Source organism: Klebsiella sp. CN_Kp066 (assembly GCF_040065135.1).
GTDB classification, from domain to species: domain Bacteria; phylum Pseudomonadota; class Gammaproteobacteria; order Enterobacterales; family Enterobacteriaceae; genus Klebsiella; species Klebsiella oxytoca.
In genome coordinates, this window is sequence record NZ_JBEAIU010000001.1 from 211832 (window position 1) to 227509 (window position 15678).

The 15678-nt window shown below is 53.3% G+C and carries 13 protein-coding genes and 1 tRNA gene; 2 read left to right on the plus strand and 12 right to left on the minus strand.

Annotated features, from left to right (window positions below; translation table 11 throughout):
• The first annotated feature begins 118 nt into the window (after window positions 1-118).
• The gene (locus tag ABLV75_RS00920) at window positions 119-601 is read left to right on the plus strand and encodes a zinc ribbon-containing protein (RefSeq protein ID WP_004100180.1); all 483 of its coding nucleotides are present in this window, start codon (window positions 119-121) and stop codon (window positions 599-601) included.
• Between the two features lie 354 nt (window positions 602-955).
• Here the strand turns inward: ABLV75_RS00920 and ABLV75_RS00925 are convergent, their stop codons facing one another.
• From ABLV75_RS00925 to miaB, 11 genes are all read right to left on the minus strand, one after another.
• A complete protein-coding gene (locus tag ABLV75_RS00925; RefSeq protein ID WP_004100182.1) occupies window positions 956-2734 on the minus strand; it encodes a filamentous hemagglutinin N-terminal domain-containing protein in 1779 nt (592 codons plus the stop codon).
• 63 nt (window positions 2735-2797) lie between these two features.
• Entirely contained in the window at window positions 2798-4468 is a 1671-nt protein-coding gene (locus ABLV75_RS00930; RefSeq protein ID WP_004100184.1) for a ShlB/FhaC/HecB family hemolysin secretion/activation protein, read from the minus strand.
• 297 nt (window positions 4469-4765) lie between these two features.
• A complete protein-coding gene (locus ABLV75_RS00935) occupies window positions 4766-5491 on the minus strand; it encodes an amino acid ABC transporter ATP-binding protein (protein WP_004100186.1) in 726 nt (241 codons plus the stop codon).
• The gene (gene gltK, locus ABLV75_RS00940; protein ID WP_004100190.1) at window positions 5491-6165 is read right to left on the minus strand and encodes a glutamate/aspartate ABC transporter permease GltK; all 675 of its coding nucleotides are present in this window, start codon (window positions 6163-6165) and stop codon (window positions 5491-5493) included. The genes ABLV75_RS00935 and gltK overlap by 1 nt, the downstream gene beginning before the upstream one ends.
• The gene (locus ABLV75_RS00945; protein WP_004100194.1) at window positions 6165-6905 is read right to left on the minus strand and encodes an amino acid ABC transporter permease; all 741 of its coding nucleotides are present in this window, start codon (window positions 6903-6905) and stop codon (window positions 6165-6167) included. The genes gltK and ABLV75_RS00945 overlap by 1 nt, the downstream gene beginning before the upstream one ends.
• Before the next feature lie 163 nt (window positions 6906-7068).
• Complete coding sequence (locus ABLV75_RS00950; RefSeq protein WP_004100196.1) at window positions 7069-7980, minus strand: amino acid ABC transporter substrate-binding protein; 912 nt, start codon at window positions 7978-7980, stop codon at window positions 7069-7071.
• Between the two features lie 366 nt (window positions 7981-8346).
• Window positions 8347-9885, minus strand: a complete 1539-nt coding sequence (gene lnt / locus ABLV75_RS00955) for an apolipoprotein N-acyltransferase (RefSeq protein ID WP_004100198.1) — start codon at window positions 9883-9885, stop codon at window positions 8347-8349.
• A 22-nt stretch (window positions 9886-9907) separates the two neighbouring features.
• Window positions 9908-10786: a CNNM family magnesium/cobalt transport protein CorC gene (corC, locus tag ABLV75_RS00960; RefSeq protein ID WP_017146349.1), complete on the minus strand. Its 879-nt coding sequence runs from the start codon at window positions 10784-10786 to the stop codon at window positions 9908-9910.
• A 98-nt stretch (window positions 10787-10884) separates the two neighbouring features.
• Entirely contained in the window at window positions 10885-11352 is a 468-nt protein-coding gene (gene ybeY, locus ABLV75_RS00965; RefSeq protein WP_004100202.1) for an rRNA maturation RNase YbeY, read from the minus strand.
• Window positions 11349-12395, minus strand: a complete 1047-nt coding sequence (locus ABLV75_RS00970; protein WP_004100205.1) for a PhoH family protein — start codon at window positions 12393-12395, stop codon at window positions 11349-11351. Before ABLV75_RS00970 ends, ybeY begins: the two co-directional genes overlap by 4 nt.
• A 143-nt stretch (window positions 12396-12538) precedes the next feature.
• A complete protein-coding gene (miaB, locus tag ABLV75_RS00975; protein ID WP_004100208.1) occupies window positions 12539-13963 on the minus strand; it encodes a tRNA (N6-isopentenyl adenosine(37)-C2)-methylthiotransferase MiaB in 1425 nt (474 codons plus the stop codon).
• A 208-nt stretch (window positions 13964-14171) separates the two neighbouring features.
• Between miaB and ubiF the strand changes: the two genes are divergently transcribed.
• Window positions 14172-15347, plus strand: coding sequence for a 3-demethoxyubiquinol 3-hydroxylase (gene ubiF, locus ABLV75_RS00980; protein WP_348854867.1), 1176 nt, complete (start codon window positions 14172-14174; stop codon window positions 15345-15347).
• A 109-nt stretch (window positions 15348-15456) separates the two neighbouring features.
• Here the strand turns inward: ubiF and ABLV75_RS00985 are convergent.
• Window positions 15457-15531, minus strand: a tRNA-Gln gene (locus ABLV75_RS00985).
• Window positions 15532-15678: the final 147 nt, after the last annotated feature.

Below are 15678 nucleotides of genomic sequence, written 5' to 3' on the forward strand. Positions count from 1 at the left end.
CACACTTACCGCGAGGAAAGCGCCAGAGAATATTTCGCGACTCTGTGGCATGACGGGCAGAGCTATGCGCAGATAACGTCTATCATTAGAAGAAGTTAACCACACCGGAGGCGAAAAGATGAACAAGGTAGCTCAGTTTTACCGAGAGCTGGTGTCGACGCTCAGCGAGCGGTTACGCAATGGAGAACGCGATATCGATGCGCTGGTGGAGCAGGCCAGGGTAAGAATTAGCCAGTCCGGCGAGTTAACGCAGAGTGAAATCGACAACGTCATTCGCGCCGTCAGACGCGATCTGGAAGAGTTTGCGCTCAGCTATGAAGAGAGCCAGGAGGAGCTCACCGATAGCGTCTTTATGCGCGTGATTAAGGAGAGTCTGTGGCAGGAGCTGGCGGATATCACTGACAAAACCCAGCTTGAGTGGCGCGAAGTCTTCCAGGATCTCAGCCACCACGGCGTTTATCACAGCGGCGAAGTGGTTGGACTCGGCAATCTGGTTTGTGAGAAGTGTCATTATCATCTGCCGGTTTATACGCCGGACGTGCTGCCGCGTTGTCCAAAATGCGGGCACGATCAGTTCCAGCGTCGCCCGTTCGAGCCCTGATCGCTCGGGTCTGGTGCATAATTATTGCATCGGGCCCGATTAAAAATGATTAATTGTAAATTTTTTAGCCAATATAAGTTATATATTGGCTTCCGTTTTAAGAATACGTCGTTCATCTTTTTTATCTCAACTGGTTTGCTACACATTTTTTCACTCAGCTACGGATTATCGTGCAGCCCATCGCAGGTATCACCGCATATTCTATTGACCCAATTAGTTTGCAATAAGATGCTCGATGCACGAGGTGACGATGGCGATCGCGTGCTAAAGGTGGATGGGCTTTGCCTGATGCAAGGCGTGGCCTGTTGTGGTTAATTATTGGCGATGCGCCGTTACCAGCGCATCGCTTATTTTTTAACGAATAGTATTTATTTCAGCATATTTATACTGCTGTTGCCCGCCCATTTCAGAGGCATAGTTATGATAAGAGTTAAGGACCAGCTTGTTAGCGGAAATAGAGCCTTTACCGCAGGTTGCCAGATTTAAAAAGCCGCAGCGGTAGCCGCCATTTTTAACAGTCCCTGTGGTCATGGTAAGAGAACCATTGGCTTTGATGGTATTATAGTTGGTGATATTAGCGTGATTTAGCGTCTTCAGAGTCAAATCTCCGCCCGCAGAGATTTGCCCTTCATTAAGAATGCCGTTGGCCGCGCTAATAGTGTTATTATAGCCATCGATTGTTGCTCTGTTGCGAACATAATCACTCTCTACATTCAGTGAATTACCGTAGATATAATTAGTGTTATCTATGACTTTAGTATTGAGCGTCAGCGAATTTTGCCCAATAAGAGTTCCCTCCTGGTTCAGAATTCCGTCAGTGACAAGTGTAACATTATTGCCGACAATACTTCCTGAATTATATATTTCTCCTGTATTGACTTTGTCATCCTTTTTAGATTGTACGGTCAGAGTGGAATGACCCCGGAGCTCACCGGTGACTTTGAGTTTATCGCCGCTGAATTCGACGTAGGTTATATTGCCGCGCATTGAACCCGCGTTGTCAATATTGTTGGCGGAAACCGCTAACTGACCATCGGAAACGGTATTTGAGCCCTTACGGGTGGTGAGATTGCCCCCGCTGGCTACGGATAACAATTGCGTTCCCTTCATCGTGCCGGCGTTAACAAGATCGCCGGTCGCGCTGATGGCAATCTGTTTACTACTGGCAATTGTGCCTTCATTGGTCAGGGTGCCCACACTACTGAGCTGCGTAACGTAAGCAGTACTATTAATTGTACCTGTATTTTTCATATCGCCCAAAGATGCCATTTTAGCCATAAGGCCGTTCGTGTTGATGGAACCTTCATTAACCAGAGAACCATAGCTGGTCATGGCGAGCGCGGCATTTGCGGTAATAGTGCCTTTATTACGCACGCCAAGACCTAAGGTATTACCCACCATGCTAATACTATTGGCCTTGATACCGCCCAGGTTGCTGATATCAATGCTGTATTCTGGAAAGATCATCTGCATAACAGTTGCTGTTTTACCCAGGGAGTTCATTTCCCCGGTCTGGTTATTATACGTAAAATTGCCCGCGCCGACGGCTGCACTGGCGGCGGTCACGGTACCGTTAATCGCAATGGCATCCGCAAGCAGGGCGGCATAGTTAGTGGATGCGTTCATACCTTTATCACCGATGGTGATTTTCCCTTGCGTGACCGTATAGCTCTCAATTGCGCCGGTATCGCTCAGGTTGACCTGGCCTGTGGTAAGTATTGCGTTGTTGGTGTTGATAAAACTGCACCCGGAGCAGGTGATGCCGTTGGGGTTGGCGATCACGACATCGGCTTTTTGCCCGTTAACTTCGATAAAGCCCTGCAGGTTACTCATTTTATTGGAGGTGACTTCATTCAAAATTACCGAAGCGCTGCCGTTGGTCAGATTATTATTCTTAGCGATACTACCGTGAGTGCTGTGGTTCACGTCGCTGGCGCTGTTGTTTAAAATAGTGCCGTTAGGGCCGACGTTGAATTCGCGATATAAGTTATGCGAGACGCCTGCGGCATTAGGCGCTTCAATATCAATAACATTTGCCCCTGACCTATGCGTATAGCTTGACGGGTCGGCATAAACAACGGATGAGCTTAGCGCTGCCGCCAGCGCAACATATGAAACCTTGAATTTAAACATGTAATTTATTCCTTTAAATATAAAAAGATGAATCAGTAAATAGCAGTAATGCGCGGATGAAAACTAATACCTCCACTGTAATGAAAAGCCCATATTCATGGCATCGCTATGAAAGTCATCAGGTTTACTGATAGGCGTGCCGATAAAAAAGTCATATTGCGTTGATGCTATTTCTCCACGGATCCCGCCGACTGCGCCAGAAAGGCTTTTCCCTTGCTGCGCGCGCTCGTTGCCGATGATTCTGCCGAAATCGAGGCCAAGATATAACTGCCGGTCGGCAGTAGGTATATTCCAGCTAAAGTCGTTACGCCAGTACCAGCCCTGATTGGCCGATAGCGTATTTTCGCCGTCAAAACCGCGAATCGTCCAGCGATTGCCGATATTAAACTGGTTGTCCGAAGATAATATATCCGGGCTGAACTGGGCATGGAAACGCGGCATCCAGCTAAATTTATCGCCGGTTGCGGCAAACTGCATTAATGCCTGAATATCGGCATGCACGACGCGCGAATGGCGGCTGTATAAACCGGCTTTTTCCTCTGGCGTAGGCACGGACCTGAGCCACGGCAGGCTGCGCTGAATACCCACGCTGGCGTCGACAATTTTATTGTTAAAATAGCGCTGGTGGCGCAGGGTTAATTCCCAGACCGGATTCTGTTTGCGCATGACGTAAAGCTCATCGCCGCCTAAAAAGTAGTGTGAACTGCTTTTCGCTATGCGCAGATCGGCGGTCGTTTTTTGCTGTCGGGTGTGTGAAAGCAGGCGGCTAAGGGTCGCGCTGTAATAACGGTTTTTACTTTTATAGTCGATGCTTGACCATCTTCCTTTAAACAGCTGGCGGTACTGGCTGTAGGAGCCGTACATGCTCAATGACCAGTAACCAAAAGGTACGGAGTAGTAAAGGTTGCCGTTATGGTTGCCGTCGTTGTGCTGGTTGAATTCAACGTCGCCGCCTGCCGAGATGGACAGAATATCGTTCAGTGAGGATAAATCGTACAGGTACAGCGCGCCGCCGCCCTGATAGCGCCCGCTGGCGCGGCTACCGGCATCATCAAGCCAGGCGCCAACCTGCCACTGTTTATCCGTTACGCGGGCGATTTCAATATCGCTCTCGCCGATATGTTCCCCCGGCCGCAGTTTCATATGGGCGCTGGCGCCAGGCTGGCGTTGCAGGTTAGCCATCCCTTGTTCAAGATCGCTAAGGCGCAGGATCTTACCGGTATGCGTGGGCATCGAGGTCCACAGGTTCGTCGTGGCGCTATTCGGCGCAAAAGCAATATGCCCCGTTTTGCCATAAACAAGCGTTATCTTCAGAATGCCGCCTTCTAATGACTGGGAAGGAACATCGATCAGGGAAGTGATATACCCTTGCGTTATCAGCTCATTTTGCAAAGCGGTCGTCAGCAGACGAATTCCTTCCACACCTAAACAATGGCCAATCGCCTGGGAGGCGATCTTTCCGAGGAGGGCGGTGGTTTTAGCTTTGTCCTCGGAGGCAATATCAACTTGCGTGATATATCTGCAGGTCGCTTCTTCGGGAAATATTAAAGTTTGCGTTTTTACATGGCTACGAGAGGATTGGTATTGCTGCTGATGGGGCATTAATGCGCTTTCACGGGCTTTATCCTGTTCAACCTGGTTTACCGTTGCGGCCTCAATACCCGCGCGGGCAGTAAAACAGGTGAGCAGATTTAAACACAAAATAATGGCCAGGCTGTTGGTATTAGTCCACATGAAGCAATATCCGTTTGTTTCATTGAGTGAGATTATTATTAATAGCTATGCGCGGTCGGAAATAGCCAGCGACGTATAGCAAGTCGATTGAAATATTATTTTTAAATAATTCATACTCCGGGGGGATTATTACGAGAGGCTGTATGCTAACGATGCCGTGGCGGTTTATCCATTCACCGGCCCCTGAATTCTTTGTGAAATATTTACTTCACGTTGTGAAGCTGACGCCTTGAGATGAAGTGATTGAAAGGGGAAGAGCTGTGGGCGCGCACGGTGATATCGTGCGCGCCGCAGAAGTTAGTGCAGAATTTTGGCGAGGAAGTCCTTGGCGCGTTCTGATTGCGGGTTAGCAAAAAACGCTTCTTTATCGGCGTCTTCGACTATTTTACCTTCATCCATAAAGATGACCCGGTTGGCGACCTTACGAGCAAAGCCCATTTCATGGGTAACCACCATCATGGTCATCCCTTCATTCGCCAGTTCAACCATGACGTCCAGCACTTCATTAATCATCTCAGGGTCAAGCGCGGAAGTGGGTTCATCAAACAGCATGGCGATGGGGTCCATGCACAGCGCGCGAGCGATGGCCACGCGCTGCTGTTGGCCGCCCGAGAGCTGAGCGGGGAATTTTTCAGCATGGGCGGAAAGCCCCACGCGTTCCAGCAGCTTTAGCCCTTTTGCTCGAGAAGCTGCTTTATCGCGATTGAGCACCTTAACCTGCGCCAGGGTGAGGTTATCAATAATCGATAAGTGCGGGAACAGCTCGAAATGCTGGAATACCATCCCGACCCGCGAGCGCAGTTTGGCGAGATTGGTCTTTTTATCGTTGACGGTGGTGCCGTCGACGATGATTTGACCTTGCTGGATGGGCTCCAGGCCGTTGACGGTTTTAATCAGCGTTGATTTACCCGAACCCGAAGGCCCACAGACCACCACCACTTCGCCTTTTTTCACTTCCGTGGAGCAATCGGTCAGCACCTGAAAGTGACCATACCATTTTGAAACATTTTTCAGGGTAATCATTACACAGTCCTTTTCTTCAACCAGCTGACCAACAGCGATGCGCTGAGGCTAATAACAAAATATACGGCGCCTGCGAACAGCACCATCTCCACCTGGGTTCCGTCACGTTCGCCAATCGTCGAGGCGGTGCGGAAAAAGTCGGCCAGGCTCAGGACATAAACCAGTGAGGTATCCTGGAACAGGACGATGCCCTGAGTCAGCAGCAGCGGTACCATGGCGCGAAACGCCTGCGGCAGGATCACCAGCTTCATAGATTGCCAGTGGGTCATGCCCAGCGCCAGCGCAGCGCTGGACTGGCCGCGGGAGATACTCTGAATACCGGCACGAATGATTTCCGAGTAGTAAGCCGCTTCAAACATGGAAAAGGCGATCATCGCCGAAATCAGCCGGATATCGGTTTTCGGCGACAGGCCAAGCACGTTCTGCAGGAAACCCGGGACAATCAGATAAAACCACAGCAGTACCATTACCAGCGGAATAGAACGGAAGACGTTAACGTAAGTTTTGGCAAACCACGCCAGCGGCAGGAAACTCGACAGGCGCATCACGGCCAGAATCGTCCCCCAGACAATCCCGATAACAATCGCGGTCACGGTGATTTTTAACGTGATGACCAGTCCAGCCAGCAGGTATGGCATGGAAGGGATAATAGAACTCCAGTCAAAATCGTACATTATTTACCCCCCATATTGCCCGGCAGGCGGACCTTACGTTCGACCACGTACATGATCAGCATGATGACGGCGTTGATAAAGACGTAGGCGAGGGTGATGGCGGTAAACGATTCCCAGGCATGGGCCGAGTAGTCCAGCAGCTTACCCGCCTGCGCGGCCATATCGACAAGTCCAATGGTGGAAGCGATGGCCGAGTTTTTCACCAGGTTCATCATTTCAGAGGTCATTGGCGGCACGATAACGCGGTAGGCGTTGGGCAGCAGCACGTAACGATAGGTTTGCGGAAGCGTCAGCCCCATCGCCAGCCCGGCATTTTTCTGGCCGCGCGGCAGGGACTGGATGCCGGAACGAACCTGTTCACAGACGCGAGCGGCGGTAAATAATCCCAGACACAGCATCGAAGAAACGAAAAACTGAATATTAGGGTCCAGCTCGGACTTAAACCACATGCCGATATTTTCCGGCAGCAGTTCAGGCACCACCAGATACCAGGTGAAAAACTGCACGATAAGCGGAACGTTACGGAACAGCTCAACGTAACAGGTACCGATAGTCGAGAGTAGACGATTAGGGACGGTACGGAGAATACCGAATAGCGAGCCTACGAAGAAGGCGATAATCCAGGCCGTGACCGACAGCGTAACGGTGACCTGAAAACCACTCCATAGCCAGCCTAAATAGGTAGTATTGCCGAACGGGGCCTGTTGCAGGAATATCCCCCAGTTCCAGTCTATTGACATACATGACTCCTGGAAAAAAAAGGGTAGCAGCGCTACCCTCGAAGATTGTTGCTCAGCCTGTTTCGGTATTCGCGGCCGCTGGGGAACGACCAGCCGCCGTATAGTCTGTCCGCGCCGTAGCAACAATCGGGAGGGCAGGAGTTCCTGCCCCTTGTTTTTTTAATTAGTTAAGAGCTTTGTCGTTAGGTGATTTGAACAGCGCTTTCATTTCGTCAGAGAGTTCAAAATTCATATTCAGGTTTTTTGGCGGAATAGGATTTTTAAACCACTTGTCGAACCATTTTTCGGCTTCACCGGAGGTCTGCGCCTGGGCTACCGTCTCATCAACCAGCGTTTTGAACTGCGGATCGTCTTTACGCAGCATACAGCCGTAAGCTTCCTGAGATTGCGCCGTGCCGACGATCTCCCAATTATCCGGCTTCTTCGCCTTCGCCCGTTCGCCCGCCAGCAGCGCGTCATCCATCATAAAGGCCACCGCGCGTCCGCTTTCCAGGGTACGGAAAGAGTCGCCGTGATCTTTAGCACTGATAATGCGCATGTTCATTTTTTTCTCGTCATTCAGCTTATGCAGCAGAATTTCGGAGGTAGTTCCGGAGGTGACGACGACGGCTTTATCCTTCAGGTCCGGAAAGTCCTTAATCGCGCCGCCTTTTTTCACCAGCAGACGGGTACCGACAACGAAAATGGTGTCGGAGAAGGCCGCCTGTTTCTGACGTTCAAGGTTGTTGGTGGTGGAACCGCATTCGAAATCATAGGTACCGTTTTGCAGCAGCGGGATACGGTTTTGAGACGTAACCGGGATCAGCTTCACCTGCAGATCCGGTTTGTTCAGCTTTTTCTTGATGGCATCAACGATCGCATTTGAGTAGTCCTGGGAGTAGCCTACGACCTGCTGCTTGTTGTCATAGTAAGAAAATGGAACGGATGATTCACGGTGACCAACGACGATGACGCCGTTTTTGGCAATTTTATCCAGAGTGCTCTGGCCGGTGGTTGCTGCTGCGTCTTCTGCCTGCGCCGCGCCGGCGGTCAGTCCCATGACCAGCATCGCTGCGGCCAGTTTACGTAATTGCATATCCGACTCCTTATCCTCAGCGTCGTTAAACGCTATTGATACCCATTGTGAATGTGTGTGCTTTTTATGGCTGCCGTCTTTGCGTGCAGCATTTGTATGTGTTTGTTAGCATTTAGTTTGGCTTAATGTAAAGATTTTGCTGCTATATTGTTGGTTTTTGCGAGGCGCACCGCACCATTTAAAGGCAAAAATCCCCCATTGCACCAAAATAGCGCTGCCTGATGATCTGTGGTGGTGCAACCGGGTTGTACCCCTCAGGATCGCGTTGCTACGGGAATTTATTAAGCAATGGCCGTGCCAATATGCAACGAAAGGAAGAGATGATCGCGGCGACGAAAGCCGCCGCGGTAGAAGAGAAAGGAGGAATTATTGACGGCGCTGGCGCAGACTCATCAGCAGGGCGCCAAAACCGAACAGAATAGTTAACGCCCACAGCGGCCAGTTTCCCGTACGAGCGTACGGCGTCAGTCCTGTCGTTGGGGTCACTTTGCTGGTTAACACGGCGCGGGTGAACTGCGGGATCATTGCCTGAATTTCACCGCGCGGGCCGATGACCGCGGTAATGCCGTTATTGGTGCTACGCAGTAGCGGACGGGCCAGCTCCAGCGCGCGCATACGCGCCATCTGGAAATGCTGCCACGGGCCGATAGATTTACCGAACCACGCGTCGTTAGAGATGGTTAGCAGAAAATCCGTGTCCGGGCGGAAGTTATCCCGCACCTGCTCGCCAAGGATGATCTCGTAGCAGATAGCCGCCGTCAGTCGCATGTTATGCGCCACCAGCTGCGGCTGTACGTACGGACCGCGGCTGAAAGAGGACATTGGCAGATCAAAGAATGGCGCCAGCGGACGCAGAATCGATTCCAGCGGCACGAACTCGCCAAACGGCACCAGATGGTTCTTGTTGTAGCGATTCTTTGAGTCGTAGCTGTACGGGTTATCTTTGCCCAGCGTAATAATGGTGTTGTAAGTATCGTAGCGATTACGTGCGTTCAGGCGCGCGTCGACGATGCCGGTAATCAGCGAGCTGTTTTTCGACCGCATCAGGTCATCCATCATACTGAGGAAGCGCTGCTGATTAATTTCCAGATCCGGTATCGCCGACTCCGGCCAGACGATCAGCTGCGATTTGCCCATATGCGGCTGGGTGAGATCCAGATAGGTTTTCAGGGTATTGAGTAGCTGATCCTGGTCCCATTTCATCGCCTGGGGGATATCTCCCTGTACCAGCGAAACCGTGGTCGCGCGCTCCGGCAGCAGCTGATACCACTGAATATAGCGCAGCGGGAAGGGCAGGGCGAACAGCACGACGGCAGCGACCAGCGGCTTCCAGCTGCGCTGCACGATAGCCAGTATCAGCAAACCGCTGACGATCATCAGCAGGAAGTTAATCGCCTCGACGCCCATAACGGGCGCCAGCCCTTTGAGCGGACCGTCGATCTGGCTGTAGCCAAACTGTAACCACGGAAAGCCGGTCAGCACCCAGCCGCGCAGAAACTCGGTAACCTGCCATATCACCGGGGCGGCGATGGCAACGCGTACCCAGCTGGTTTTTGGCCACAGGCGCGAAAGAATACCGGCAAATAATCCGGTGTACAGAGAGAGATAGGCGGCCAGCAGAACGACCAGGAAAACGTTGACCGGCCCGGGCATACCGCCGAACTGCGCGATACTCACGTAGACCCAGTTAATACCGGAGCCGAACAGCCCTAAGCCCCAGAAATAGCCGATCGCGGCGCTTTGCACTGGACGGCGGTTGAGGGTTAAGCCCTGCAGGCCGATTAACGAAATAATCGCCGCCGGCCAGATGTCATAAGGTGAAAAAGCCAGCGTTCCGCTGGCTCCGAATAAAAGCGCCAGCAGCAGGCGTACGCCCTGGCGTTCAATGAGAGAGGCAAATACCATTTAGGTTAATCGTCCCGTTGGATTAGTCTTCCAGCTTCGGCTGCGGGGCATCATCAGGAAGCTTTACGTGTACCTGAATAATACGTCGGCTGTCGGCCATTGCGACCTTGAATTGGTAACCATCAATGTCGATAGACTCGCCGCGGGCGGGCAGATGGCCAAAGGCCTGCATCACCAGACCACCGATGGTATCAACCTCTTCATCGCTGAAGTGGGTGCTGAAGGCTTCGTTGAAGTCTTCGATTGAGGCCAGCGCGCGTACCGTCCACGTATGGCGGCTCAGCTGACGGAAATCGATATCTTCTTCTTCGTCATATTCGTCTTCTATCTCACCGACGATCAGCTCAAGGATATCTTCAATGGTCACCAGACCCGAGACGCCGCCAAACTCATCGATAACGATAGCCATATGATAACGCTGGGAGCGGAACTCCTTCAGCATGCGGTCAACCCGCTTGCTTTCGGGCACGACAACCGCCGGGCGCAACACTTTTTCCATGCTGAAGGCTTCAGCATCGCTGCGCATAAACGGCAGCAGATCTTTGGCCATCAGAATCCCTTCGATGTGATCTTTGTCTTCGCTGATCACCGGGAAACGCGAGTGGGCGGATTCGATGATCACATCGAGGCACTCGTCCAGCGTCTGGTTGCGTTTCAGGGTAATCATCTGCGAGCGGGGGATCATGATGTCGCGGACGCGCTGGTCGGCGATATCCATTACCCCTTCGAGCATATCGCGCGTATCTTCGTCGATAAGGTCGTTTTGCCCGGAATCACGGATCAGCGCCAGCAGTTCATCACGGTTTTTCGGTTCCCCGTGAAAAAGCTGGCTGAGTAACAGGGAGAAGAATCCCTTTTTGCTGTTTACTGTGTCGCTACTGTGTGAATTGTCGTCGCTCATGGCGTCGTATGGGTTCTCATGTTGGTTAAATAGTCGCTCGTCACGCGTATACTCAGCGCCCGGCATAGCGGCCAGTCGCCGGCAAAGCCGGCAACAGGTTATTCCTTCTCGGCAATGTACGGATCCTCATAGCCCAGAGCAAGCATTATCTCCGTTTCGAGGGATTCCATCTCTTCCGCTTCTTCATCAATAATATGGTCATAGCCCAAAAGATGCAGGCTACCGTGGACGACCATATGCGCCCAGTGCGCCTCCAGCGGTTTACCTTGCTCTTGCGCTTCCTGCTCGACCACCTGACGACAGATGACCAGATCGCCAAGCAGCGGCATTTCGATGCCGGGTGGCGCTTCGAAGGGGAAAGAGAGCACGTTAGTCGGTTTATCTTTCCCACGATAGGTCAGGTTCAGCTCGTGGCTTTCCGCTTCATCAACCAGCCGAATCGTGAGTTCCGACTCCTCCTGGAACTGCGGAATAACGCTATCGACCCAGCGCTGAAACAGGGCTTCATCCGGCATTCCGCTGTTATCTTCGCAAGCCAGCTGTAAATCGAGAATGACCTGACTCATTTATGCTCCTGTTCCTGGGCTTCGCGTTTGCGCTCGGCGGCCAGCTCTGCTTTACGTTTCTGGTCTGCTTCTTCCCAGGCTTCATAGGCGTTAACGATACGGGCAACCACCGGATGGCGCACCACGTCTTCGCTATGGAAGAAGTTGAAGCTAATCTCATCGACTTCTGCCAGCACTTCAATTGCGTGGCGCAGGCCCGATTTGGTGCTGCGCGGCAGGTCAATCTGCGTGACGTCGCCGGTAATGACCGCCTTAGAGTTAAAGCCGATACGAGTCAGGAACATTTTCATCTGTTCGATGGTGGTGTTCTGGCTTTCATCAAGAATGATGAAAGCATCGTTCAGCGTACGGCCGCGCATATAGGCTAGCGGCGCGACTTCAATCACGTTGCGCTCAATCAGCTTTTCAACTTTCTCGAAGCCGAGCATCTCAAACAGCGCGTCGTACAGCGGCCGCAGGTACGGGTCCACTTTCTGGCTCAGATCGCCGGGCAGGAAGCCCAGTTTTTCGCCGGCCTCAACCGCCGGACGGGTCAGAAGAATACGGCGGATCTCCTGGCGCTCCAGCGCGTCTACCGCTGCGGCGACCGCCAGGTAGGTTTTCCCGGTCCCGGCAGGGCCGACGCCGAAGGTAATATCATGGTCAAGAATATTGGCGATGTACTGCGCCTGATTCGGCGTACGCGGCTTAATCACGCCACGCTTGGTTTTGATATTCACGGCCTTGCCGTAATCCGGCACGCTTTCGGCGCTCTGCTCCAGCACGCGGGCTTCTTTGATCGCCAGATGAATTTGTTCCGGTTCAATATCCTGAATTTCGCCGCGCATCGGCGCGGTATCAACGTACAGACTGCGCAGGATATCCGCCGCTGCGGTGACGCAAATCGGCCGGCCGGTCAGTTTAAAGTGGTTGTCACGACGGTTAATCTCGATGCCGAGACGGCGTTCCAGCTGTTTAATGTTGTCATCAAACGGGCCGCACAGGCTCAGCAGACGGGCGTTGTCCGCGGGCTCAAGGGTGATTTCGCGAGTGTCTGTATTCAAACTGTTCCTCTTATACATTGATAGCCGGAGGGTAGCCGGTCAGGAAATTATTCACGTCATCGGAATATGGCGCAAGCATCGCTGTAGATATTGGGTTCAGGAGAGGAAATACAAGGCCTGCCGGAGCGGCAGGCCTGAACGGATTATGGCTGGTAGATACCGACGCCCAAATCGTTTTCTTTACGGGTACGGGCAATCACCGACTCCGGGGTTTCCGCGATACGCAGACCCATTTCGTCCTCTGTGCGCACCACTTTACCGCGCAGGGAGTTTGTCCAGACGTCGGTGATCTCGACATCAACAAACTTACCGATCATCTCAGGCGAGCCTTCGAAGTTCACCACGCGGTTATTCTCGGTGCGGCCAGACAGCTCCATGATGCTCTTGCGTGAGGTACCTTCCACCAGAATGCGCTGCACGGTGCCGAGCATACGGCGGCTCCAGGCCATCGCCTGCTGGTTGATGCGCTCCTGCAGAATATACAGACGCTGCTTCTTATCCTCTTCCTGTACATCGTCGACCATATCGGCCGCCGGCGTTCCCGGACGCGCGGAGAAGATGAAGCTGTAGCTCATGTCGAAATTCACATCGGCAATCAGCTTCATGGTCTGCTCGAAATCCTGGGTGGTTTCGCCAGGGAAGCCAACGATGAAGTCGGAGCTGATCTGAATATCCGGACGCGCCGCGCGCAGTTTACGGATAATCGCTTTATATTCCAGCGCCGTATGGGTTCTGCCCATCAGGTTCAGCACGCGGTCGGAACCGCTCTGTACCGGCAGGTGCAGGAAGCTGACCAGCTCCGGCGTATCGCGGTAAACCTCGATGATATCGTCGGTGAACTCGATGGGGTGACTGGTGGTAAAGCGGATCCGGTCGATACCGTCGATCGCCGCAACCAGACGCAGGAGATCGGCAAAGCTACCGGTGGTGCCGTCGTAGTTTTCCCCGCGCCAGGCGTTCACGTTCTGCCCGAGCAGGTTGACTTCACGTACGCCCTGAGCCGCAAGCTGGGCGATTTCAAACAGGATATCGTCGCTTGGGCGGCTCACTTCCTCACCGCGGGTGTAAGGCACCACGCAGTAGGTGCAGTACTTATTGCAGCCTTCCATGATGGAAACAAAGGCGCTTGGGCCTTCGGCGCGCGGTTCCGGCAGGCGGTCGAACTTTTCGATTTCCGGGAAGCTGATATCGACGACCGGGCTGCGGTTGCCTCGTACCGAGTTGATCATTTCCGGCAGACGGTGCAGGGTCTGCGGCCCAAAAATAATATCGACATAGTGGGCGCGCTGGCGAATATGATCGCCTTCCTGAGAAGCCACGCAGCCGCCAACGCCAATGATCAGGTTGGGGTTCTTCTCTTTTAACAGCTTCCAGCGTCCTAGCTGATGGAAAACTTTTTCCTGAGCCTTCTCACGGATTGAGCAGGTATTGAGCAGCAGCACATCCGCTTCTTCCGCCACTTCGGTGAGTTGATACCCGTGGGTGGCATCCAGCAGATCGGCCATCTTTGATGAATCGTATTCGTTCATCTGACAGCCCCAGGTTTTAATATGGAGTTTTTTTGTCATCGACTTGCTCATGCTTAATTAGGTATACCCAAAGTCAGCGTCTTCACCGGATGTTGCTCTGCAATGTGAAGGGTGACGGATATAAAGCCAGGATTGCAGGGCGCGTATTGTAATGCTTTGACCGCGCCCTGACCAGTACGACCGTAATCACCGCAAGCCGAATAAAAATCCGGTAAACTGAGGAGATTCGGGTTTAAGGATAATAGCCATGACAATTCATGCAACAGATGTCGTTATCGTTGGCGGCGGGATGGTCGGCGGCGCCCTGGCGCTAGGCCTGGCGCAGCAGGGTTTTACGGTGACGGTCATTGAAAAAAACGCGCCGCCGGCTTTTGACGCTTCTTCCACGCCTGACGTGCGTATTTCGGCGATCGGCGCCTCATCGGTAGGGCTGCTGAGAGGCCTGGGCGTCTGGGATAGCGTGCGGTCCATGCGCGCCCATGCCTATCGCCAGCTCGAGACCTGGGAGTGGGAAAGCGCGCATGTGGTGTTTAACGCCGCGGAGCTGAAGCTGCCGGAACTGGGCTATATGGTAGAGAATAACGTCCTGCAGCGTGCCCTATGGCAGGCGCTGGAGACCCACGAGAACATCTCCCTGCGGGTGGGCACATCGCTTCAGGAGATGCGTCGCGCAGAGACGAACGCTTCGGTCACGCTGACCGATGGCAGCCAGCTTGATGCGCGGCTGTTGGTGGGCGCGGACGGCGCCAGTTCACAGGTGCGGCAGCTAGCAGGAATCGGTATCCATGCCTGGCAGTACCAACAATCCTGTATGTTGATCAGCGTGCAGTGCGCGGAGGATCCCCGCGATAGTACCTGGCAGCAGTTTACCCCTGCGGGGCCACGGGCGTTTTTACCGCTGTTCGATCATTGGGCTTCGCTGGTGTGGTACGACACGCCGGCGAGGATTCGCCAGCTGCAGGGCATGAGCATGGCTCAGCTACAGCAGGAAATTAATCACCACTTCCCGGCGCGGCTGGGAGAGATGACGCCGCTAAGCGCGGGCGCGTTTCCGTTGACCCGTCGCCATGCATTGCAGTATGTCAAACCTGGGCTGGCGCTGGTGGGCGATGCTGCGCACACCATTCATCCGCTGGCGGGGCAGGGGGTCAATCTGGGCTATCGCGATGTCGATGCGCTGCTGGATGTCCTGGCCAGGGCAAAAGCCCACGGCGAAGAGTGGGCCAGCCTACCGGTGCTCAAGCGCTACCAGACGCGCCGTCAGGCGGACAACTTTATTATGCAGTCGGGGATGGATCTGTTTTACGCCGGATTTAGCAACGATTTGCCACCGGTGCGGATACTGAGAAATATTGGGCTGATGGCGGCCGAGCGCGCTGGCGGACTGAAGCGTCAGGCGTTGAAATACGCGTTGGGGTTGTAACGTTGAGCGGCCCGGCTGCCGTAGATGCGGCCGGGTCGGGAAGTTCCGCCGGTATCGCCGAAATACCAGAACGCAAAAAGCTCGCCGAAGCGAGCTTTTTGCTATTTATTGGCTGGGGTACGAGGATTCGAACCTCGGAATGCCGGAATCAGAATCCGGTGCCTTACCGCTTGGCGATACCCCAATTTTATTTTGGCTATCTTGTGCTGAAGTCAGACTTAATCACAGCCTGGAGAGACTTCAACAAGCGCTCCTCTGAAGCGAGCGTCTTTTGAAATTGGCTGGGGTACGAGGATTCGAACCTCGGAATGCCGGAATCAGAATCCGGTGC